Annotated in this window: 16 protein-coding genes; 6 read left to right on the forward strand and 10 right to left on the reverse strand. The window is 70.1% G+C overall.

The annotated features are described in order from the left end of the window. Nucleotides 1-132: 132 nt before the first annotated feature. Together AC3AOF_RS18250 and AC3AOF_RS18255 are read left to right on the forward strand one after the other, a co-directional pair. Nucleotides 133-612, forward strand: coding sequence for an RNA polymerase subunit sigma-70 (locus tag AC3AOF_RS18250; protein WP_236989518.1), 480 nt, complete (start codon nt 133-135; stop codon nt 610-612). A gap of 154 nt (nt 613-766) precedes the next feature. Then, on the forward strand, nt 767-1,069 hold the full coding sequence (locus AC3AOF_RS18255; RefSeq protein WP_236992751.1) for a carboxymuconolactone decarboxylase family protein: 303 nt from the start codon (nt 767-769) through the stop codon (nt 1,067-1,069). A gap of 285 nt (nt 1,070-1,354) precedes the next feature. Here AC3AOF_RS18255 and AC3AOF_RS18260 read toward each other — a convergent pair whose 3' ends face one another. Next, nucleotides 1,355-1,819 carry an Hsp20 family protein gene (locus AC3AOF_RS18260; RefSeq protein WP_099899369.1) on the reverse strand — a complete coding sequence of 155 codons (465 nt, stop codon included), beginning with the start codon at nt 1,817-1,819 and terminating at the stop codon, nt 1,355-1,357. A 300-nt stretch (nt 1,820-2,119) separates the two neighbouring features. On the opposite strand from AC3AOF_RS18260, the gene AC3AOF_RS18265 reads away from it, so the two are divergent. Further along, a complete protein-coding gene (locus AC3AOF_RS18265) occupies nt 2,120-3,139 on the forward strand; it encodes an alpha/beta hydrolase (protein ID WP_236989517.1) in 1,020 nt (339 codons plus the stop codon). 48 nt (nt 3,140-3,187) lie between these two features. Here AC3AOF_RS18265 and hisN read toward each other — a convergent pair whose 3' ends face one another. The 4 genes from hisN to AC3AOF_RS18285 form a co-directional block, all read right to left on the reverse strand. After that, nucleotides 3,188-3,979: a histidinol-phosphatase gene (hisN, locus tag AC3AOF_RS18270; RefSeq protein WP_236989516.1), complete on the reverse strand. Its 792-nt coding sequence runs from the start codon at nt 3,977-3,979 to the stop codon at nt 3,188-3,190. Between the two features lie 92 nt (nt 3,980-4,071). Continuing rightward, on the reverse strand, nt 4,072-6,165 hold the full coding sequence (locus AC3AOF_RS18275) for an AI-2E family transporter (RefSeq protein ID WP_488346111.1): 2,094 nt from the start codon (nt 6,163-6,165) through the stop codon (nt 4,072-4,074). A gap of 126 nt (nt 6,166-6,291) precedes the next feature. Next, nucleotides 6,292-8,301 (reverse strand): penicillin-binding protein 1C, encoded by a 2,010-nt coding sequence (gene pbpC, locus AC3AOF_RS18280; RefSeq protein ID WP_488349014.1) that lies wholly within the window; start codon nt 8,299-8,301, stop codon nt 6,292-6,294. Between the two features lie 307 nt (nt 8,302-8,608). Continuing rightward, nucleotides 8,609-9,538 carry a GntR family transcriptional regulator gene (locus AC3AOF_RS18285; RefSeq protein ID WP_488346112.1) on the reverse strand — a complete coding sequence of 310 codons (930 nt, stop codon included), beginning with the start codon at nt 9,536-9,538 and terminating at the stop codon, nt 8,609-8,611. Here AC3AOF_RS18285 and pcaB point away from each other — a divergent pair. The 3 genes from pcaB to AC3AOF_RS18300 all read left to right on the forward strand — a co-directional run bounded on the left by pcaB (nt 9,522) and on the right by AC3AOF_RS18300 (nt 14,007). Continuing rightward, nucleotides 9,522-10,874 (forward strand): 3-carboxy-cis,cis-muconate cycloisomerase, encoded by a 1,353-nt coding sequence (pcaB, locus tag AC3AOF_RS18290; RefSeq protein WP_488346113.1) that lies wholly within the window; start codon nt 9,522-9,524, stop codon nt 10,872-10,874. The two genes, AC3AOF_RS18285 and pcaB, sit on opposite strands and share 17 nt — an antisense overlap. Before the next feature lie 315 nt (nt 10,875-11,189). Beyond that, on the forward strand, nt 11,190-12,530 hold the full coding sequence (locus tag AC3AOF_RS18295) for a cation:dicarboxylate symporter family transporter (RefSeq protein WP_488346114.1): 1,341 nt from the start codon (nt 11,190-11,192) through the stop codon (nt 12,528-12,530). Nucleotides 12,531-12,600: 70 nt separating this feature from the next. Then, entirely contained in the window at nt 12,601-14,007 is a 1,407-nt protein-coding gene (locus AC3AOF_RS18300; protein WP_236989511.1) for a class II fumarate hydratase, read from the forward strand. A 95-nt stretch (nt 14,008-14,102) separates the two neighbouring features. On the opposite strand, the gene AC3AOF_RS18305 is transcribed toward AC3AOF_RS18300, so the two are convergent. The 5 genes from AC3AOF_RS18305 to AC3AOF_RS18325 form a co-directional block, all read right to left on the reverse strand. Further along, on the reverse strand, nt 14,103-15,119 hold the full coding sequence (locus AC3AOF_RS18305; protein ID WP_488346115.1) for a DUF808 domain-containing protein: 1,017 nt from the start codon (nt 15,117-15,119) through the stop codon (nt 14,103-14,105). Nucleotides 15,120-15,821: 702 nt separating this feature from the next. Continuing rightward, the gene (locus AC3AOF_RS18310) at nt 15,822-16,289 is read right to left on the reverse strand and encodes a hypothetical protein (protein ID WP_488346116.1); all 468 of its coding nucleotides are present in this window, start codon (nt 16,287-16,289) and stop codon (nt 15,822-15,824) included. Next, the gene (locus AC3AOF_RS18315) at nt 16,274-16,678 is read right to left on the reverse strand and encodes a DUF2188 domain-containing protein (protein WP_236989508.1); all 405 of its coding nucleotides are present in this window, start codon (nt 16,676-16,678) and stop codon (nt 16,274-16,276) included. The genes AC3AOF_RS18310 and AC3AOF_RS18315 overlap by 16 nt, the downstream gene beginning before the upstream one ends. A gap of 107 nt (nt 16,679-16,785) precedes the next feature. After that, on the reverse strand, nt 16,786-18,468 hold the full coding sequence (locus AC3AOF_RS18320; protein ID WP_488346117.1) for an efflux transporter outer membrane subunit: 1,683 nt from the start codon (nt 18,466-18,468) through the stop codon (nt 16,786-16,788). Between the two features lie 47 nt (nt 18,469-18,515). Continuing rightward, complete coding sequence (locus AC3AOF_RS18325; RefSeq protein ID WP_488346118.1) at nt 18,516-21,653, reverse strand: efflux RND transporter permease subunit; 3,138 nt, start codon at nt 21,651-21,653, stop codon at nt 18,516-18,518. Nucleotides 21,654-21,706 lie beyond the last annotated feature (53 nt).

Here is a 21,706-nt window from a genome sequence, read left to right on the forward strand (position 1 = left end):
GATGGCCTCCGGCGGCCGGTTGCCAAGCCGGAACAGGACGCGCACAAACCGTGGATGACCTGTGCACGGTGGCAACCGGCGCCGACCGGCGGCCGTTTCCCTGCCGGAACGTGACAGCGGAGTTCGGTCCCGATGGCGACGCTGAAGGAATTCGAGGAAGCCCTGCGCGAGAACGGCATGCAGATGGCGCTGGCGATTCTCGAGCGCCTGCGCGAGCGCGACCGCGCCACCCGGGTGGTCAAGCCCGGCCGCCGCATCGTCGGCAAGAAGATGACTCCGGAACTCGCTCGCGAGATCCTCGAGCTGCACGGCTCGACGGAGATGACCCAGCAGGAGATCGCCTTCAAGCTCGGCGTCAACCAGGGCCGGGTGAACGAGGTGATCAAGCGCGGCAAGTGGCTCTCGGGCGACCAGACCGCGCCCGAGGCCGTGGCCCGCGACAAGGGCAAGGCGCGCATCCAGGGCGCCGAGCCGAAGCGGCCGCGCAAGGCCGCCGCCAAAGCGGGGGCCAAGGCCGGGGCCAGGAGCGCCAAGGCCGGCACGGCCAAGGACAAGCCCGGCAAGTCGCCGAAGGCCCCGGCGACGGCGCAGCTCGCCTTCGGGGATCTCTGAGGCGATCTCCGAGGTAAGCCGCGCGGACGGGCCCAAAGCCGCATTGGGCGGCGGCCCGTGATCCTCTAACTGTCACGAGGCCGAGCCGCCCCGACCGATGGGCGGCCGGTCACGACACCGGCCAACCCGGGAGGATCACGCCATGTCCCACGCGATGTACGATTCCGCCAACCTCCAGAAGCTGCCCGCCCTGAAGACCCTCGCCCCGGAGGCGATGGGGGCGTTCGAGGCCCTCGACAAGGCCGCGCTCGCGGACGGCGCGATCCCGCGCAAGTACAAGGAGCTGATGGCGCTCGCCGTCGCCCTCACCACCCAATGCCCCTACTGCCTCGAAGTGCACCGCGAGGCGGCGAAGAAGGCCGGCGCGACCGAGCAGGAACTGGCCGAGACCGTCTTCGTGGCGGTGGCCCTGCGGGCCGGCGCGGCGCTCACCCACGGCACGCATCTCCTGCCCTGACGCTAAGCAGATTTCGCAAAAGTGGCCGCCGGTTTTGCGGAAAAAATCTGCGATAAAACAAGGATCTAAGCGGACGAAGCGTTGGCCTGCCAACGCAAGTCTGCTTAGAGCGCTTCGCGACCGCGTTGCAATCGTGAAGCTCTCCAGGCCGTCGATTCTGGCGCATTTTTTCCGACGAACCGGCATCCGCTTCGTCGGAAAATGCTCCAGCCCTGCCCTCCATACGAAGAAGCGCCCCGGCCTCGCGGCCGGGACGCTCCCCTAGGGATGAGTAGGCTTGAACGCTTACGCGGCCTTCTGGACGCTGCCCTCGATCGATTGCGGGCGGGAGCCCGAGGCGATCTGGATCTGGCGCGGCTTCTTGGCCTCCGGGATCTCGCGGACGAGATCGACGTGGAGCAGGCCGTTCTCCAGCACCGCACCCGTCACCTGAACGTGGTCGGCGAGCTGGAAGCGCCGCTCGAAGCCGCGGGCCGCGATGCCCTGGTGCAGGAACTCGGCCTGCTTGGCCTCGGCCTTGCGCTCGCCCTTCACGGTGAGCGCGTTCTCGCGGGTCTCGATCGACAGGTCCTGATCCGTGAAGCCCGCCACCGCGAGGGTGATGCGGTAGGCGTTCTCGGCCGTACGCTCGATGTTGTAGGGCGGGTAGGTCGGCGCCGCATCCGAGGTCACGAACTGGTCGAGAGCGGAAAACAGGCGGTCGAAGCCGACGGTCGAACGGTACAGGGGAGCGAGATCGAACTGACGCATGACATATTCTCCGTCTGAAGCAATATGTAGTCTGGTGGAACCGCCGCACGGGCCGGTCCCGGTCTTGCGCGCCGCCGTATCGGCCGGCGCCCTTCGCATATTGGATTGGGCTTTCGGCTGATCAAGACCGCCGCAAGCGGGAGGTTGCGAATTTTTTGCGAGGGGGCCGATCCAAGGGCCGGACAAGCCGGCCTCGCGCTCCACTTGTTAGGGGGTGCCGTGCCAGGATGCGCTGGATGACCCGGTGTCCGAACGATCCGTTCGGACACCGGGTCATCCAGCCCGCGCGGCGCTTGAGCGATGCGGAAACCGTATGCCAGCCTCGGAGGCCTTCTCGTGACCGTGCCGCTGCTCGCCACGCCCGACAACCCGATCCCGCCCGGGGCCGCGCTCCTGACGGTCCGGACCGCCGACGGCCTTTCCTTGCGGGTCGCCACCTGGGCGCCGACGGCGCGGGTCGTCCACGGCACGGTCTGCCTGGTGCAGGGCCGGGCGGAGTTCATCGAGAAGTACTTCGAGACCGTGGCGGAGCTGCGCGGCCGCGGCTTCCACGTCGTCGCCTTCGACTGGCGCGGCCAGGGCGGCTCCGACCGCACCGTCGAGGACCCGCACAAGGGCCATGTCGACGATTTCTCGGAGTACAAGCTCGACCTCGCGGCGGTGGAGAGCCAGGTGATGGAGGCGCGGATGCCGCGCCCGTTCTTCGGCCTCGCCCACTCGATGGGCGGCGCGATCTGCCTCACCGCGGCCCGGGAGGGCTGGCTGCCGTTCGACCGCCTCGTCGTCCTCGCCCCGATGGTGGCGATCTGCATGATCCGCCGGCCGAAGGCCGCGATGCGCCTCGCGGCATGCCTGCGGGCCTTGGGCTTCGGCCGCCGCTACGTGCCGGGGGGCTCGGCGGTCTCGATCGCCACCAAGCCGTTCCCGAACAACCGGCTCACCGCCGATCCCGTCCGCTACGCCCGCAACGCCGCCGCGGCGCTCGCGGTCGGGGCCGGGGCCATCGGCGACCCCACCATCGGCTGGCTCGCCGCCGCCTTCCGGGCGATGCGCCGCTTCGAGGATCCGCGCTATCCGCTGGGCATCCGCGTGCCGGTCCTGGTGGTGGCCGCCGGCGCCGATCCGGTGTGCAGCACCCCTGCGGTGGAGCGCTTCGCCGCCCGGCTGGCGGCCGGCCACACCATCACCCTGCGCGGCGCGCGCCACGAGATCCTGATGGAGCAGGAGGCGGTCCGCGAGCAGTTCTGGGCGGCGTTCGACGCGTTCGTGCCGGGGACGGCGTTGCCGGGGGTCGGGGAGGCGCGGGCCGAGGTGGCGTGAACGGAGAGTGCCGCCCCCGTCCCCGTCCCGGCGCCTAACCCCGGTGCATCAGGCGTTCAGCAGCGCCAACGCCGCCTCGTGCAGCCGCTTGTCCCCCGCCGCCACGATCCGCCCGCCCTTGGCGGCGGAAGTCCCCTCCCAGGTAGTGACGACGCCGCCGGCGCCCTCGATCACCGGGATCATCGCCACGATGTCGTAGGGCTTCAGCGCGGCCTCGATCACGAGGTCGATATGGCCGGCGGCGAGCATGGCGTAGGCGTAGCAATCGGCGCCGTAGCGGGCGAGACGGGTGGCCTTCTCCACGCGCTCGTAGGCCTGCCGGTCCGCCGTGCCCTCGCCGAACAGGCGCGGATCGGTGGTGTGCAGGATCGCGTCCGCCAGATCGCCTTTCCGGCGGGTGCGCAGGCGGCGGTGGCCGTGCGGGCCCTGGTAGTGGGCGGCCTCGCCGTCGCCGAAGAAGCGCTCGCCGGTGAAGGGCTGGTTCATCAGGCCGTAGCAGGGCACGCCGCCCCTGGTGAGCCCGATCAGGGTCCCCCAGATCGGCAGGCCGGCGATGAAGCCGCGGGTGCCGTCGATCGGATCGAGCACCCAGACGTATTCCGCATCCGGATTCTCCGTGCCGAATTCCTCGCCCAGGATGCCGTGGTCGGGAAAGCTGCGCTTGATGAGCTGGCGCATCACCGCCTCGCCGGCGCGGTCGGCCTCGGTGACCGGGTCGAAGGCGGCCTTGCCGGCGGCCTTGTCCTCGGTGGCGAAGGACGCGCGGAAGAAGGGCAGGATGGCCTGGCCCGATTGGGTGGCGAGCTCGTCCACGAACCGTGCGAAATCCACCACGCTCATGCTGTCCCCGATTCCCGCTCGATCCGCGGGCCCGCGGCCCGCATCCGCCGGATCGAAACGGCGGCGCGGCCCCGGCGTCAAGCCCCGGAGCTTCAGGCCCCGGCACGCTCGGGGACGGGCTCGAACTCTTCCTCGGTCTCGTACTCTTCCTCGGTCTCGTTTCGGATCTCTCGATCGTGGGTTTCTTGCGCCGGGGCGGGGGAGGGGGCGGCGGCCGGCGCGTCGCGCACAGCCTCCAGGCAGGCCTCGACGCCCTCGCGCAATGAGACCGCGTAATGGTCGGCGCCGAGCGATTTCCGGGCGCCGGGATCGCTCAGCACCGCGTCGTCCGCCGGCCATAGGCCCACCAGCACCTGCGCCTCGGGCGCCCGCCGCCGCACCCGCTGGACGAGGTAGCGCAGATGGGCCGGCGTGCCGCTGATCTCGAGATAGGAGATGCAGATCATCCGCGCCGCGGAGGCGTCGAGCGACCCGATCTCGGCCCGCGACACCGCCTCGAACGGCACCACCCGGGTGCCGAAGCCGTGCTTGTCGAGGAGCTGGGCCAGCATCATCGAGGCGGCCTCGTCGAGCGGCCCGCGGCCGGCGACGCAGAGCACCGCGCCCTCGCGTCGCCAGGCTTCCGGCAGGGCGTCCGGGGCGGGGGCGTCCGGCACGGCGGGCGCGGCCTCGCAGGGCACCTCCTCGTCCTGGCGGCCCGACAGGAGCCGGCCGGCGAGGGTGGTCTTGGCCTCCGGCGCCGCGTCGTCCCGGTCGGCCAGATCCTCGATCAGTTGCGCGATGCCGACGCGGATGCGCTCCAACTGGCTCCCGGTCAGCACGCCGCGGCGGGCATCGGTGGCGGCGAGCTGGAGGCCTTTGAGCGCCACCTCGTCGTAATAGGAAGAGAGCGAGCACTGGGCGAGGATGACCTCGGCCAGTTCCTGCGCCTCGTCCGGGTCGTCGGCCAGCATGCGCTGATAGAAGTTCTCGACCGGGGTCAGGGCCGGGCGGTCGCCGAACAGCACGTCGAGGAATTCGAGCTTGTCGACGTGGCGGCCGAGCACGACGAGGCAGACGGTGAGCGGCGTCGAGAGCAGGAGCCCCACCGGTCCCCACAGCCAGGTCCAGAACAGGGCCGAGACCAGGACCGCGAAGGGCGACAGCCCGGTCGAGTGGCCGTAGACCAGCGGCTCGATGAACTGGCCGACCAGCGGCTCCAGCACCAGGAACAGGGCTGCGGTCGCCAGCACCATGTTCCAGCCCGGATCGACGGCGGCCGCCAGCATCAACGGCAGCAGGGCCGACAGGAAGGCACCGATATAGGGCACGAAGCGCATCAGCGCGGTGAAGATGCCCCACAGGATCGGGTTCGGCACGCCGATCAGCCACAGGCCGACGCCGATGACGAGGCCGAACCCGGCATTGAGGGCGAGCTGGACCAGGAAGAACCGGCTCAGGCGCCGCGCCGCGTCGTCCATCGCCACGGTGGTGCGGTGCAGGTCGCTGGAGCCGACGAGGCGGATCATCCGGTCGCGCAGATCCTCGCGCTGGACCAGGATGAAGATCAGGACCACGAACACGATGCCGAGGGTGGCCAGCGGCGAGACGACCGGCGCCAGCACCTTCTCGGCGAGCTCGACCGGGCCGGGTTCGCGGTCGCGCATCTCGACCAGCACCGGCTTGTCGGGGTTCTGCACGGAGGGCGGCGGGGCGGGCTTGCCTGCAGGCTTCTCCTTCCGGTCCTCCGGTTTCTGCTCCGGTGCTCCGGCCTGCTGGATCTGGTGGTTGATGCTGCGCAGGTACCCGGCGAGGTCGCCGAGCGGCCCGGCCTTCAGGTTCTCGGCCTTCTGGGCGATGGTGCGCTGGTAGCGCGGCAGGCCGGTCGAGAGGTCGGCGACCTGCATGCCGATGAGCCCGCCCAAACCCGCCACCACGGCGAGCAGCAGCAGCACCGCGACGCCGACGGAGGGGATGCGCCCGAGCCGCAGCTTGCGCAAAAGCGCCACCAGCGGCCCGATGACGAAGCTGAGCAGGACCGCGATGGCGATCGGGATCAGGATCTCGCGACCGAAATACAGGGCCGCCACGATCACCGCGGCGATCACGAGCGGGGCCGCGAGACCGTCGCCGGGGGTCTCGGCGGCCTGGACCCGGGCCGGCTTCATCGGCAGGAGGCCCCTGCGATCGTCTCGCCCATCCGCCATGCGACGCTTAACTCCCACGCGCGCGGCGCTCGCCGTCTCGCCACGCTTCCACCGGGGAGGAACGGGGTGGGCGGCGAAACGATCCGCCGCTGACCCAGGGCCATTCTATCGAAAATGTGATCGGGCCTACTCGACCCGCACCATCACGCTGTCGCTGGCCCCCGTCGCGTCGAGCACCGAGATGCGCACGAAGCCGGCGCCGTCGGGCTGCCACTCGGCCTGGCGCCGGTCCGATTCGGTCACCGGCAGGCCGCCGACGAGCCAGGTCAGCGGCAGGGTGCCGCCGAGCGCCTTGAGGGCGAGGCCGGCGGGCGCTCCCTCCTGTGCGCCGAGGTCGATCCGCGCCCCGTCCGGCGGATAGGCGATGCGCAGGCGGTCGGTCGGGCCGGCCTCCCGGCGCAGGTGCCGCAAGGGCGGCGGCAAGGTGCTCGTCGTCGCCACCAGGGCGTCGCGGGGGCGCGCCACGGGCTCCGGGTCGCCGCCGAGGCGGGCGAAGGCGTCGAACAGCAGCGGCGCGGCGGCGATCCGCCCGACGAGGCCCGGCACCCCGGCCCCGTCCGGCCGCCCGAGCCAGACCGCCACGGTGTATCGGCGATCGAACCCGACCGCCCAGGCGTCGCGGTAGCCGTAGGACGTACCGGTCTTGTAGGCGAGGCGGTTCGGCAGGGCGCTCTCGGGCGGCGGCGTGCCGCGCAACACGTCGGCGACGTACCAGGAGGCGACCGGCTCGGCGATGCGCGGCAGGACCGCGTCGGTGGCCGGCGTGTCGAGGCGGCGCTTGAGCACCGGCACCTCGCCGCCGCGGGCGAGCCCGGCATAGAGCCGGGCGAGGTCTGTGAGCGTGATCCCCAATCCCCCGAGCGCCACCGGCAGGCCCGGCGCGGCGTCCCTAGGCAGCGCGATGGCGGCGCCGGCGGAGCGCAGGCGGGCGATGAAGCGGGCCGGCCCCACCGCCTCCATCAGCTCCACCGCCGGCACGTTGAGCGAGAGTTGGAGTGCGCGCCGCGCCGTCACCGTGCCCTGGAAGGTGAGGTCGAAGTTTTCGGGCGCATACGAAGCGCCAAACCGCGACGGACGGTCCTCGATCAGGGTTTCCGGGTGGGCCAGCCCCGATTCGAACGCCATGGCGTAGACGAAGGGTTTCAGCGCCGAGCCCGGCGAGCGGACCGCCCCGGTCATGTCGATGGCGCCCGAGCGGGTGGCATCGAGATAGCCGGCGCTGCCCACTTGAGCCCGCACCTCGCCGGTGGCGTCGTCGATGACGAGAAGCGCCGCCGACAGGCCGGGAGCGATCGCCGCCGCCCGCTCGGCCACCAGCGGTTCGAGCCGGGCCTGGAGCCGCGCGTCGAGGGTGAGGCGGTGCACGGCTAAGGCCGGCTCCTGCGCCAGAGCCGCTTCAGCGGCGTGGGGAGCCAGCATCGGGAAGGGCTTTCGCCCGTGCGGCACCGGCTCGGCCTTGGCGGCGGCGGCGTCCGCCGCCGGCACCACGAAGCGGGCGGCCGCGATGTCGAGCACCCGGTCGCGGGCCCGGCGCGCGGCCTCCGGGAACCGGTCGGGCCGCCGCCCCTCCGGCGCCTGGGGCAAAGCCACCAGCAGGGCGGCCTCGGCGAGCGTCAGCCGCGCCGGCTCGCGCCCGAAATAGGCGAGGCTCGCCGCCCGCAACCCCTCGATCGGCCCGCCATAGGGCGCGAGCGCGAGGTAGAGCCGCAAGACCCCGTCCTTGCCGAGGCGCCGCTCCAGTTCGATCGCCCGGGCGATCTGGCGGAGCTTGGCGGTGAGCGAGCGCTCGCCCCGCGGCTCGATCAGGCGCGCCACCTGCATCGACAGGGTCGAGGCCCCCGACACGATCCGCCCCGCCGCGAGCCACTGCCCGGCGGCGCGCAGGAGTGCCCGCGCATCGACCCCCGGATGGTCGCGGAAGCGCCGGTCCTCGTAGGCGGTCAGCATGGCGAGGAAGCGGGGATCGGTCGCCGCGGGTTCGAGCGGCAGCCGCCAGCGGCCGTCGGCGGTGGCGAAGGGGCGCAGCAGCGTGCCGGCCCGGTCGAGGACGATGGTGGAGCGGGCGTTCGCCGCCGTGAGGTCGAGGGGAGGGAGGTACGCGACGGTGGACCCGATCCAGCAGGCGGCGACCAGCACGGATCCGATGAGGATCAGGACGGACAGGCGCCGTCGCGTTGCCGGTGTCGTGCGCACGCTCGCTCCCCCCGGTCGTTCCTGCGGCCGGCTCAGGCCGATCCTGTCATACAGTCGCCGATTGATCGCTTCGCGATGCGGAAACCGGCTTCGCTCAGGCGTGTGAAGCCTACGGCTTCACCGCGCGGGCTGGTGATACGGCGTCCGGAAGGAATCTTCCGGACGCCGTATCACAGGTCGCGAGCCGGCGCGACGGCCGGTTCGGGGCTCGGCGCCGCGATGCGGGCCGGCCTCGATCGGCAGCATCCCCTCACGCGCCGGGCGCGTCGGCGGAACCGGACGATGCAGGCGGCTCGCCGTCGTGCCGCTTGAGGACGCTCTGATAGCTGTAGCGCTCGGCAGGATGGATGCTGAGGGAGACCTCCGCCATGCCGTAGGGGCTGAGGACGTACTGGCGCCGGATCGCGAGCGCGTGGCTTCCCGGCGCGACCTGCAGGTCGTCGGCGCAGGATGCGGGCACTCCCACCGCGCGGATGCTCTGGCGGATCTCGACGATGCGCCGGCCGGACACGGCTTCCAGCAACGTGCCGTAGATGCCCGAATGCGAGGCGATGCGCTCGCGCAGCGCGTCGCCGTAAGCGGCGTCGAGATAGACGTCGGTCCAGCAAATCGGCGGCGCCGACGGGGTGCCGGGCACGCGCCGCAGGAACGATACGCGCAGCCAGCGCCGGCCCGGCTGGCAGTCGAGCGCCGCGGCGAGATCGGCATCGGCGACCACGTCGGCGATGTCCTGAATCTGGCGCTCGGTCTCGGCGCCGAATTGCTGCACCGCCTCGATGGATTCGAGGTTCTGCGAGAAGCCCGCGGCCGGTGACGCGGTGGCCGCCTCGACCCTGGTTCCCGCGCTCTTGCGGCGGCTGATCAGCCCCGAATTCTGCAACTCGCGCATCGCCGCCCGCACCGTCGCCCGGCTGACCGCGAACTGGTCCGCGAGCGCGTGCTCGTTGGGAAGGAGCGAGCCCACGGGGTAGCGCCCATCCGCGATCGCCTCTGCGAGCAGGCGTGCGACGTATGCGTAACGCGTTTCCAACGAGACCGAACCTCCGCCCGAGCCGGCAGCCCCGCGAGAAGACGGAAGCGCCCGCAGCCCGTCAAGGGGCTTGACAGCTGTTATGTTCGTACATAATTTTTGTACGAACATAATGACCGGGAGGGACAGCGGCATGGCCGCCACCGTCATCGATTCGCTGCTGTTCCGGGATGCCTTCGGCACACCGGCAATGCGGGAGGTTTTTTCCGATCGGGCCCTGATCCGGCGCTACATCGAGGTCGAGGTCGCCCTGGCGCGGGCTGAAGCCGCTTGCGGCGTGATCCCGGCCGAGGCCGCGGAGGCGATCGCCCGCACCTGCTCTTTCGAGGCGCTCGATCTCGATCTCCTGCGCCGGGAGACCGACAATGTCGGCTACCCGATCCTGCCGCTCGTCCATCAGCTCGTGCATCAGTGCGGCGAGGCCGGGCGCTACGTCCATTGGGGCGCGACCACCCAGGACATCATGGACACCGCCACCGTGCTCCAGGTCCGGGCCGGCCTGGAGATCGTCGCGGCCGACCTCGCCGCCCTGCGGGGGATCCTGGCCGACCTGTCGGCCCGTTACCGCGACACGCCGATGGCCGGGCGCACCCACCTGCAGCAGGCCCTGCCCGTCACCTTCGGCTACAAGACGGCGATCTGGCTCGCCATGATCGACCGCCACGCCAAGCGCCTCGAAGAGCTGAAGCCGCGGGTGCTGGTCGGCCAGTTCGCCGGAGCGGCCGGGACGCTCGCGTCGCTCGGCGCGGAGGGGCTGCGCGTACAGGAGGCGTTCTGCCGGGAACTCGGGCTCGGCGTCCCGGCCTCGACCTGGCACGTCGCCCGCGACGGTTTTGCCGAGGCCGTCAACCTGCTGGCGCTCGTCACCGGCACGCTCGGCAAGATCGCCCTCGACATCATGATCATGGCCTCGACCGAGTTCGCCGAGGTCTATGAACCCTTCGTCACCGGGCGCGGCGCCTCCTCGACCATGCCGCAGAAGCGCAACCCGATCTCCTCCGAGCTGATGCTCGCCGCCGCCAAGGGCGTGCGCCAGCAGGCCGGCCTGATGCTGGATGCGATGGTCCAGGACTTCGAGCGGGCGACCGGCCCGTGGCACGCCGAGTGGATGGCGATCCCCGAGAGCTTCGTGCTGACCGCCGGCGCCCTGCACCAGGCCAAGTTCGCGCTGGGCGGCCTGATCGTCGACGAGGCGCGGATGCGCGAGAATCTCGGGATCAGCCGCGGGCTGATCGTCGCCGAGGCGGCGATGATGGCGCTCGCTCCCCATACCGGGCGGCAGCAGGCCCACGACCTCGTCTACGCCGCCTGCCGCGTCGTCAACGAGCGGGGCGGGACGCTGGCCGAGGCCCTGACCGCCATGCCCGAGGTGACGGCGCATCTCGACCGCGCCGCGATCGACCGCCTGACCGACCCGGCGAACTATCTCGGCTCGGCGCCCGAGATGGTCGACCGCGTGCTCTCCGGCGCGGCCCGCGGTGCCTGACTCCGACGCTGGAGCAGCGCCCGATCACGTCGCAATCGGATGCCGCTCCAGGTCTTTGGGTTCGCCGCATTGTCTGCGACGAGCCGGCATCCGCGTCGTCGAAAAAATGCTCCAGGCTCGTCGGCCTCGCGGCAAGACGAAGTCATGTTCAGTCGAAATCCTGGCGGTGGACGAGCGATGGCACCGGAGATCGCCCGATGATCTTCGGCGCCGCACCGCCATGAGTGTCGTCATCGTCGAACGCGCCGCATCGCCGGGCTTTCCGCCCGGCGGCAACGGGAGCGCGTGCCCTCTCACCCCCGACCCGAGGAAGCCATGCCCGACGCCACGCTCGATCCACACGCGATCGCCCCGAGACCCGCCACCGCCGCGAAGCCGAAGAGGAAGGCGCTCTGGCGCAACCTCGGCGTCCAGATCGTCGTCGCCATGGTGCTCGGCGCCGCCATCGGTTTCCTCCTCCCGGGCGTCGCGGTCCAGCTCAAGGTTCTCGGTGACATCTTCCTGCGCCTGATCAAGACGGCCGTGGCGCCGCTGGTCTTCCTGTGCGTCGTGATCGGCGTCACCTCGGCCGGCGACTTCAAGCGGGTCGGCAAGGTCGGCCTGATCGCGATGCTCTACTTCGAGATCGTCTCGACCATCGCGCTCGGCATCGGCCTGCTCGCCGGCAACCTGCTCGGCGTCGGCCAGGGCATGGCCGCCTCGACCCGGGCCGACCTCGCCCACGGCAAGGCGCCGACCGGCGCGACCGCGCCGCATTCCGCCCTCGACTTCATCCTCAACGTCTTTCCCGACAACTTCATCGGCGCCTTCGCCAAGGGCGAGCTGCTCCAGGTGCTCGTCATCGCGCTGATCTTCGGCGCCGCCCTGCTGCACTTGCCCGCCGAGAAGCGCCAGCCGATCGAGAACGGCCTCAACCGCATCTCCGACGCCTTCTTCGAGTTCATCCACCTGATCATGCTGGTGGCGCCGATCGGCACCTTCGGGGCGGTCGCCTTCGCGGTCGGATCGAGCGGCACCAGCGTGCTCCTGTCGCTGATCTACCTGATTCTCAGCTTCTACGCCGTGGTGATCCTGTTCATCGTGGTGGTGCTCGGCGCGATCTCGGCCCTGTTCAAGATCAACCTGTTCCAGTTCCTCGACTTCATTCGCGAGGAGATCTACATCGTGCTCGGAACCGCCTCGTCCGAGAGCGTGCTGCCGCGCCTCATCGAGAAGCTGCCGACCTATGGCTGCTCGCGCCAGAGCGTCGGCCTCGTGCTGCCGACGGGCTACGCCTTCAACCTCGACGGCACCTCGATCTACATGTCGATGGGCATCGTCTTCCTGGCCAATGCCTATCACGTGCCGCTCGATCTCTGGCAGCAACTCGGCATCCTCGGCGTCATGCTCCTGACCTCGAAGGGCGCGGCGACCGTCTCGGGCGGCAGCTTCGTGGTCTTCGCCGCGACGGTGGCGGCGACCGGAATCCTGCCGCTCGAAGGCCTGCCGATCCTGTTCGGCGTCTACCGCTTCATGTCGATCGCCGTCGCTACCACCAACGCCATCGGCAACAGCGTCGCCACCGTGGTGACGGCCAAGCTCGCCGGCGAGTTCGATCCCGCCATGGCGCAGGAGGCGATGGCCCGCCTGCGCGCCGAGCGCGCCGCCGCGGCCTGACGCATCCGGGGAGCCCGCGGGCTCCCCGACACCGTGATCGACACGCCCCCTCGCAGGACCGCAAGCCCACATGACCGACAAACCCGGAATCAGGATCGAGCACGACGCCTTCGGTCCGGTCGAGATCCCCGCCGACCGGTACTGGGGTGCGCAGACGCAGCGGGCGCTCGGCGTGTTCGAGATCGGCGACGAGCGCTTCCCAGCCTGCCTCGTGCGGACCTTCGGCCTGCAGAAGCTCGCGGCCGCCCGCGCCAACCGCCGCCTCGGGACGCTCGACCCCGCCCTCGCCGAGGCCGTCGAGGCGGCGGCGCGGGAGCTGTGGAAGGGCCGCTTCGACGGCCATTTCCCGCTGCCGATCTGGCAGACCGGATCCGGCACCCAGACCAACATGAACGCCAACGAGGTCATCGCCAACCGCGCCAACGAGACCCTGGGCCAGCCGCTCGGCCTGCGCCGGCCGGTCCATCCCAACGACCACGTCAACCGCTCGCAATCCTCGAACGACAGCTTCCCGACCGTCATGCATCTCTGCGTCGCGATCGAGCTGCACGAGCGGCTGATGCCCGCCCTCGGAACCTTGCGCGACACCCTCGCCGCCAAGGCGGCCGAGTTCGACGACGTCGTGAAGATCGGCCGCACCCACCTCATGGACGCGGTCCCGATGACGGTCGGGCAGGCCTTCGACGCCTTCGCCCGGCAGGTCGGCCTCGGGATCGAGCGGATCGAGGCTACGGCCCCGCGCCTGTACCGGCTCGCTCAAGGGGGCACCGCCGTCGGCTCCGGCCTCAACGCGCCGGCCGGGTTCGACGACGTCTTCTGCGAGGAAGTCGCGGGCCTGACCGGGCTGCCCTTCCGGCCCAATCCGAGCAAGTTCGAGGGCATGGGCGCCCACGACGCCCTCGTCGAGGTCTCGGGCGCGCTCCACGTGCTGGCGGTCTCGCTGATCAAGATCGCCAACGACATCCGGCTGCTCGGCTCCGGGCCGCGCACCGGCCTCGGCGAACTCGTCTTTCCCGATGACGGCCTGTCGTCGTCGATCATGCCGGGCAAGCGCAACCCGACGATCGCCGAGGCCCTGCTGCAGGTCGCCTTCCAGGTCGTCGGCAACCACGCGACGATCGCGGCGGCGGGGGCGTCCGGCACCTTCGAACTGAACGTCGCCAAGCCGGTGCTCGTCCACAACCTGCTGCAATCGATCCGCCTGCTGGCGGACGGGTCCCGGGTCTTCGCGGCGAAGCTGGTCCACGGCCTCGACGTCGACCGCGAGCGCCTCGCCGCGAACGTCGCGAACGCGCTCCTGCTGGCGACGGCGCTCAACCCGCTGCTCGGCTACGACCGCGTCGCCGCGATCACCCGGAAGGCGATGGCGGAGACCATCACTCCGCGTGCGGCCGCCATCGCGCTCGGCTACGTGACGGGCGAGGAATACGACCGCGTCGTCGACCCGAGGGCGATGATCGCGCCGGCGGCTCCCTGAGGGATGGTGCGACCCGACGACGTTGCCCGCTCGCAGGTCGGATCACGGGAACGGCGGGCCGCGGTCGAGGAGCGGCCGGGCGACCGCACCGGCGATCACGCCCCTTTCCGCGCGGGGCGTTGTCCGGTGCTGGGCTCGGGAGTTTTTCCACCACGCCGCAGCAGGCCCGACGCGACGCTCGCCACCGGGATCAGCGCCCCGCCGACGAGGAGGCCGACGAGCCCCGACGCCACCGCCGTCACCAGCCACTCGACGAGGCCCCGGATCGAGGGGACGAGCGCCCCCAGCCTCTCCGCCGCGTCATGCGCCGCATGCGCCGGAGCCGACAGGCCGTAGCCTTCGAGCCCGTGCAGCAGGATGCCGCCGCCGACCCAGACCATCGCGGCCGTGCCGACGATCGAGAGGATTTTCAGCAGGATCGGCATGCCCTTGACCACGCCCCGGCCGATCCCCCGGACGAGGCTGCCGACGGGCGGCTTCACGGTGCTCCGGGCGAGGACGAGCCCGACATCGTCGGCTTTCACGATCAGGGCGACGGCGCCGTAGACCGCCACGGTGATGCCGATTCCGACGATCGCGAGGACGACCGCCTTCATCCAGACGCTGCCTTCCGGCAGGGCGGCCAGCGTGATGGCCATGATCTCGGCCGACAGGATGAAGTCGGTCTTGATGGCGCCGGCCACGCGGCGCTCCTCGAGCGCCGGGTCGTTTCCGGCCCCGGTCGTGGGCTGCTCCTCGTCGGCATGGGCGTGGTGCGGGACCACGGCCTCGTAGATCTTCTCGGCGCCCTCGTAGCAGAGATAGGCGCCGCCCAGCATCAGGAGCGGGGTGATTGCCCACGGCGCGAAGGCGCTCAGCGCCAGGGCGCCGGGGAGCAGGAACAGGAGCTTGTTGCGCAGCGAACCGAGCGCGATCTTGCCGACGATCGGCAATTCGCGCTCGGCCGCGAAGCCCACGACGTAGCGCGGCGTCACGGCCGCATCATCGATGACGACGCCGGCGGCCTTCGTTCCGGCTCTCGCGGCTTGCGCGGCGACGTCGTCGAGGGAGGCCGCCGCCGATCTGACCATGAACGCGACGTCGTCCAGCAGAGCCAACAATCCGACGCTCACGGCACCCCCCTTCCAACCCGCGACAGCTTCGCTGGAAACGGACCAGAACAGATTCGGCTCCGTGCCGCGATCCCCGCGACGCTGCCACCGCCGACTCCCTCCGCTCCCTGCCATCGCGGCGAGGCGCAGGAGCGCGCCGGTCCGGTCGAGGACGACGGCGGAGCCGGTATTCGCCGCCGTGAGGTCGAAGGGTTGGGATGGGTGCGGGTAGACTAAAGCCAGGCGGTGGTCAGACCCAAGCTCGCGGCGGGAGCGGCAGCCGCCGGGACGGCGCCACATCGTCGATCCCACTGCTCTTGAGGTCGTGTGTGCTTCTTCCGCAGATCTCCTCCCGCCGCCGGGTCGAGCCGATCCTGCCGCCGGGCACTTTACGATCTTCTAAGGAATATCGACCGGAGCGATCACCTCCTCCCTCAGGCTGACGATGTACTCGGTGGCCATCAGGTTGAAGTCAGCGAATTGGAGTTCTTCCGGGGTCATGTCTTTCTGCCTGCACAGGACCGGCAGGATGGACCGGAAGGCCTCGTACTCGCGCAGAATACTTTGACCTCCCCCTGCATGGATGCCACCGGGGAGATGCCGCAGCCAAGTGGCGAGTTTCGCGATCAGCGTTCGAACGCAGCGGTCATGGGAGTGGATGTCCTGCCCGCCAATGTCGGAAATGATACGAAATCCGGAAGATCACTTCCGGATTTCGTATCATCAGCCCGCGCGGCGCCTGAGCGAAGCCGCTTTCCGCATCGCGAAGCGATCAATCGGAAAGCGTATGAAACGATGATAGCGGTAGGGCTCACGATCGAATACAATACAGCGCTTGCCGGCTTGATCCGTGCGGCCGAAGTGATGCGCTCCCAGCCAGAGACCCAGTTCGAGCGGCATATTGAAACGCGGCAGTGGTGGCTCGCCGTTCGTCTCGGTTCGAGAGATGTCGTGGATGCCGAACGGACACTCCCCGATGATCTTGATGATCTTATAGAGCCGGTTCTCGGCGCCATCGTCCATCTCAAGGGCACACCGAGCTCGGTAGCCGGAACGGACCACCGTGAAGACGATCGCGTTGAAGATCTCGGTGTATTCCGGATCGAACGGGCAATTGATGAAAACGTCGAGCGCCGTACTCGGTTTCTGCTTCCTCTTCGCGGCCGTCCGCGGGCTCACGTCTCGCGCCACGTCTTCCTCTTCCCGGCAGGCGAGCGACGGACGCGCTTGGCGATCGGGGCGTTGCCGGGTTCAAGCTCACGGGCGCGGGCCACAGCCTCCTTCTGCGTGTCCATGACCGCGCTGGCTCGCTTGGCCCCGGGCTTGCGGACCTCGTAGCGGCCGTCCTCGCGCTGCTGCACGCGAAGCTTGTCCGTCTCGACCAGAGACTTCGTGGCTTTGGTGTTGCGAGGTGTGCTCGGTACGCCGGCCTGCTTCAGGGCCAGCTTGATCGCCTGCCGGACCTCGGCGGACGTGAAGGTCTTCGAGCGCGTCTTGGGAGCCAGGACCTCTACGCCGTCGTAGGTGCGGCCGACCGTCTTGTAGCTGTCGGTGGAACGGCTGCGGGGTGCCCTGGCCATCGCTAACCCTCTGGGACATCGATGGGGCGGCTGAAATGACTCACCCGGTCACGCTAGCAGCGCGTGCCGCGGTTGTCATGATGATCCCGTGCGGCCGATCGCGCTCCTCACAGGAACGGCGCGATATCCTTCGGGTCCCGCATCGGCTTCACGTCACGCCGGTTCCACCAGCCGCCGCCGAGGGCCTGGAACAGGGCCGCAGTATCCGCGTACTGATTGGCCTGGGCCTGGGCCTGGGTCACCACCGCCTGGAGATAGGCCGACTGGGTGATCAGCAGCGAGGCGCTGCTGACCGCGCCGAGGCCGAACTGCTTGCGCACCAGTTCCACGCTCTGCTGGCTCGCCTTGACGGCGGCGTTGGCGGCGGCCACCGCGCGGCCATCGGCCTGGAGGGCGCGCAAGGCGTCCGCCACGTTCTGGTAGGCGGTGATGACGGTGGCGCGGTACTGGGCCTGGGCCTGGACCAGGTTCTCCTCCGCCGCCTGCTGGCGGCGGAACAGGGTGCCGGCATCGAAGAGCGGCTGGGCCACCGCGCCGGCGATGGTCCAGAGGCTGGCGGCCGGGTTGAGCAGCGCGGCGAAGTTGGTGGCGCTGGCGCCGGCCGAGCCCGAAATGGTGAATTGCGGCAGGCGGTTGGCCACCGCGACGCCGACCTGGGCGCTCGCCGCGTGGACCGCGGCTTCCGCCGCCTTCACGTCGGGGCGCTGCTCGATCAGCCGCGAGGGCAGGCTGACGGGCAGGGTGCGGGGCAGGTGCAGCGAGGCGAGCGTGAAGGTCTGGCTCACCTCCTCGCTCGGGAAGCGGCCGGCGAGCGCCGTCAGGAGGTTGCGCTGCTGCGACAGCGCCCGCTGCAGCGGCGGCAGCAATTGCTGCGACTGGGCGAGCAAAGCGGTCTGCTGCACCACGTCGGCGCCCGCGACCTGGCCGGCATTCTGCTGCTTGGTGATCAGGTTCAGGAGATCGGTCTGGGCCTGGATCACCTTCTCGGTCGCGGCGATCTGGGCCCGGAGCGACGCCTCCTGGATCGCCGCCGCGACGACGTTGGAGGAGAGCGTCAGGTAGGCCGCTTCCAGCTGCCAGAGCTGCCCCTCCTCCTGCGCCGCCTGCGATTCGAGGGAGCGCCTCGTGCCGCCGAACACGTCGGGGGCAAAGCTCACCGTCACCTGCGGGGTGACGAGGCTGTAGAGGAGCGCGTTGTTGTTGAGCGGCGATTGCAGGTCGCCGCCCGGAGCCTTGTTATAGGAGGATTGGGCGTTGAACCCGACCTGCGGGAACAGCGCGCCGCGCTGCGCTTCCGTGGTGGCCCGCGCCGCCCGCAAGCTGGCCTGGGCGGCTTCGAGGTTCGGGTTGCGGGCGAGCGCCTCCGCCACCAGGCTGTTCAGCGCCTTGGACCGGAACAGCGTCCACCACTCGCCCGGCACGTCGCGCCCTTGCGCGAAGCTCTGGCCGACCGCGCCGCCCTGGCGGGCCTCCCCGCTCACCTGCGGATCGCGCAAAGACTCCTTGGTGTAGCGGGTCACCGGCGGCGGCGTCGCGCCCTGGAAGTCGGGCCCGACCATGCAGGCCGAGGCCGACGCGGCTGCAAGCGCCGCCGCCAGGATGCGGGCCGCGGCGCGGGCGGTCGGGCGTCCTCCGGGGGCCTCGTCCTGTGCATCCCCATCCAGGTCGCGCGCATCCCTGTCACGCGAATCCGCGTCGCCCGACCCGGCCGGCGCCGCGGCGGACGCGGCGGCGCGGGGGACCGGGATCGCGGTCGAGAGGCGCAGGATGGCGCGCATGGAAGGGGGCATGCTGGATTCGGCAGGGGAGGGCGCGTCGGGTCGGGACAGCATCTATCTCACTCCGCCGGCTCGGGCTGTCGCGCCGGGGCGACAGGTGCCCGCGGACGGTGGCGGGAGAAGGCCGCGATCAGCACCGGCAGCACCACCAGGATCAGGATCGGGGCGAGCAGGATGCCGCCGACCACCACCAGCGCCAGGGGTTTCTGCACCTGCGAGCCGATGCCGGTCGAGATCGCCGCCGGCAGGAGGCCGACGCAGGCCGCCACGCAGGTCATCATCACCGGGCGCATGCGCACGTCGGCGGCGTGGTGGATGGCCTGCGCGCGGGCCCAGCCCTCGTCCATCAGCTGGTTGCAATAGGAGAGCAGGATCACGCCCTCCATGGTCGAGATGCCGAACAGCGCGATGAAGCCGATCGCTGCCGAGACCGAGAACGGTGTCCCCGTGAGGACCAGCGCGAAGATGCCGCCGATCAAGGCCATCGGGATCACGCTCAAGGTGAGCAGCGTATCGGTGAGCGAGGCGAAGTTGACGTAGAGCAGGAGCGCGATCAGCCCGATCGTCACCGGCACCACCAGCTTCAGCCGGGCGATCGCCCCTTGCAGGTTGCTGAACTCGCCGACCCATTCGAGGTGGTAGCCGGCCGGCAGATCGACCTGCTCGGATACGCGCCGTTGCGCCTCGATCACCGCGCCGCCGAGGTCGCGCCCGCGCACGCTGAACTTGACCGGGATGTAGCGCTCCTGGTTCTCGCGGTAGATGAAGGCGGCGCCCGAGACGAGCTGGACCTTGGCGATCTCCGACAGCGGCACCTGCATCACGCTGCCGCTCGCCGTCGTGACGCCGACCGTGATGTTGCGGATCGTCTCGAGCGAACGGCGGTAATCCGGTGCCAGCCGCACCCGCATCGGGAAGTGGCGGTCGCTGCCGTATTCGTAGAGGTCGCCCGCGGTCTGGCCGCCGATCGCCGCCGAGATGGTGGTGGCGATGTCGCCGGGCGCCAGCCCGTAGCGGGCGGCCCGCGCCCGGTCGATGTCGATGCGCACCGTCGGCTGGCCGAGCGAGGTGAACACCGCGAGGTCGGTCACCCCCGGCACCGTGGCGAGCGCCGCCTTCACGTCCTCGGCGGTGCGGGTGATCTGTTCGAGGTCGGTGCCGTAGATCTTGACCGAGTTCTCGCCCTTCACGCCGGAGGCCGCCTCCTGGACGTTGTCCTGGATGTATTGCGAGAAGTTGAACTCGATGCCGGGCAATTCCTCGCGCAGGCGGGCCGACATCTCTTCGATCAGCTTGTCCTTGGTGAGCCCGGGACGCCACTGGTCGGCGGGCTTCAGGGGCGCGAAGATCTCGACGTTGAAGAAGCCGGTCGCGTCGGTGCCGTCGTCGGGCCGTCCCTGGTGCGAGACGACCGTGGTCACCTCCGGGTAGGAGCCGATCAGCTTGCGCATCCGCTCGACGTAAGGGTTGCCCGCCTCCAGCGAGATCGAGGCCGGCATCGTGCCGCGGATGTAGAGGTTGCCCTCCTCCAGGGTGGGGAGGAACTCGAGGCCGAGCGTGCGCATGGCGAGCCCGGTGCAGCCGAGCATCGCCACCGTCACCAGGATCGTCAGGACCCGGTTGCCGAGGGTGAAGCCCTGGAGCGGCCGGAACAGGGCCCGCAGGATCTTCACGACGATCGTGTCGCGCTCCTCGACGCGGTTCGGCAGGATCAGGGCCGAGAGCGCCGGCGACACCGTGTAGGTGGCGATGAGCCCGCCGACGAGCGCGTAGGCGTAGGTCTTCGCCATCGGCCCGAAGATGTGGCCCTCGACGCCGGTGAGCGTGAAGAGCGGCAGGAAGCCGACGATGATGATCGAGGCGGAGAAGAAGATCGCCCGGTTCACCTCGCGGGCGGCCGAGGCGATCAGCCCGAGCTTGACGCCGCTGCCGGCTCGCGCCGGTCCCTTGTGCTCGGCGAGGTGGCGGAAGATGTTCTCCACCATGATCACCGTCGCGTCGACGATGAGGCCGAAATCGATCGCGCCGAGCGACAGGAGGTTGGCCGACTCGCCCCGCGCCACCATGATGGCGATGGCGAATCCGAGCGCGAAGGGAATCGTGGCCGCCACGATGATCGCGCTCTTCAGGCTGCCGAGAAACAGCCACTGCACCAGGAACACCAGCACCACGCCGAAGACGAGGTTGTGCATCACCGTGTGGGTGGTGGTGTGGATGAGCGCGCTGCGGTCGTAGAGCGGCACCACCTTCACGCCGGGCGGCAGGATGCCCGAGGAGTTGATCTTCTCGATCTCGGCCTCGACGCGCTGGATCGTCGGCAGGCTCTTGCCGCCGCGGCTGAGCAGCACGATCCCCTCGACGATGTCGCCGTTGTTCTCGTGGCCGACGATGCCGAGCCGCGGCGCGTTGCTGACCTGCACCTCGGCCACGTCCTTGATCAGCACCGGCACGCCGTTCACTTGCGTGATCATGGTGTTGCGGACGTCGTCCATGTCGCGGATCAGGCCGACGCCGCGCACCACCGCCGATTGCTCGCCGACGTTCAGCGTCTGGCCGCCGACATTGGTGCTGGAATTGTTGAGCGCCGAGACGACCTGGACCAGGGTCAGGCCTTGCGCCTGGAGCTTGTGCAGGTCGACCGCGACCTCGAATTCCTTGGTCTTGCCGCCGAAGGCCGAGACGTCGACGACGCCGGGAATCGCCTTGAAGCGGCGCTGGAGCACCCAGTCCTGCAGGGTCTTCAGGTCGGTCGAGGAGAAGCCCGGCGGTCCCATCACCTGGTAGCGCATGATCTCGCCGATCGGGCTCGTCGGGGAGATCTGCGGCTGGGCGTTGTTCGGCAGGGGCGGCAGCTGCGACAGCCGGTTGAGCACCCGCTGCAGCGCCTCCTGGTAGGTGAAGTCGTAGGTGAACTGGATCTTCACGTCCGAGAGGCCGAACAGCGAGATCGTCCGCGTCACCGTGGCGTTGGGGATGCCGGCGAGCTGCACCTCGAGCGGGATGGTGATGTAGCGCTCGATCTCCTCGGCCGACTGGCCCGGATTCTGGGTGATCACGTCGACGAGCGGCGGCACCGGGTCCGGATAGGCCTCGATGTTGAGCTGCATGAAGCTGGCATAGCCGATCGCGAGCATCGCCAGGAACAGGAGCAGCACCAGCACCCGCTGGCGCAGGGCGAAGTCGATCAGGCGGTTCATGCGCGGCTCGGGGTCGGGAGGCCGGGATGCGGCAGGTCGAGCTTCGGGAGGTC

This window comes from Methylobacterium sp. 142-1Y, assembly GCF_057747795.1.

Coding starts and splice junctions, on each gene's coding strand:
- AC3AOF_RS18250 (WP_236989518.1), top strand. CDS start 133: ATGGCGACGCTGAAGGAATTCGAGGAAGCCCTGCGCGAGAACGGCATG.
- AC3AOF_RS18255 (WP_236992751.1), top strand. CDS start 767: ATGTACGATTCCGCCAACCTCCAGAAGCTGCCCGCCCTGAAGACCCTC.
- AC3AOF_RS18260 (WP_099899369.1), bottom strand. CDS start 1,819: ATGCGTCAGTTCGATCTCGCTCCCCTGTACCGTTCGACCGTCGGCTTC.
- AC3AOF_RS18265 (WP_236989517.1), top strand. CDS start 2,120: ATGCGGAAACCGTATGCCAGCCTCGGAGGCCTTCTCGTGACCGTGCCG.
- hisN (WP_236989516.1), bottom strand. CDS start 3,979: ATGAGCGTGGTGGATTTCGCACGGTTCGTGGACGAGCTCGCCACCCAA.
- AC3AOF_RS18275 (WP_488346111.1), bottom strand. CDS start 6,165: ATGGCGGATGGGCGAGACGATCGCAGGGGCCTCCTGCCGATGAAGCCG.
- pcaB (WP_488346113.1), top strand. CDS start 9,522: ATGGCCGCCACCGTCATCGATTCGCTGCTGTTCCGGGATGCCTTCGGC.
- AC3AOF_RS18285 (WP_488346112.1), bottom strand. CDS start 9,538: ATGACGGTGGCGGCCATGCCGCTGTCCCTCCCGGTCATTATGTTCGTA.
- AC3AOF_RS18295 (WP_488346114.1), top strand. CDS start 11,190: ATGCCCGACGCCACGCTCGATCCACACGCGATCGCCCCGAGACCCGCC.
- AC3AOF_RS18300 (WP_236989511.1), top strand. CDS start 12,601: ATGACCGACAAACCCGGAATCAGGATCGAGCACGACGCCTTCGGTCCG.
- AC3AOF_RS18315 (WP_236989508.1), bottom strand. CDS start 16,678: ATGGCCAGGGCACCCCGCAGCCGTTCCACCGACAGCTACAAGACGGTC.
- AC3AOF_RS18320 (WP_488346117.1), bottom strand. CDS start 18,468: ATGCCCCCTTCCATGCGCGCCATCCTGCGCCTCTCGACCGCGATCCCG.
- AC3AOF_RS18325 (WP_488346118.1), bottom strand. CDS start 21,653: ATGAACCGCCTGATCGACTTCGCCCTGCGCCAGCGGGTGCTGGTGCTG.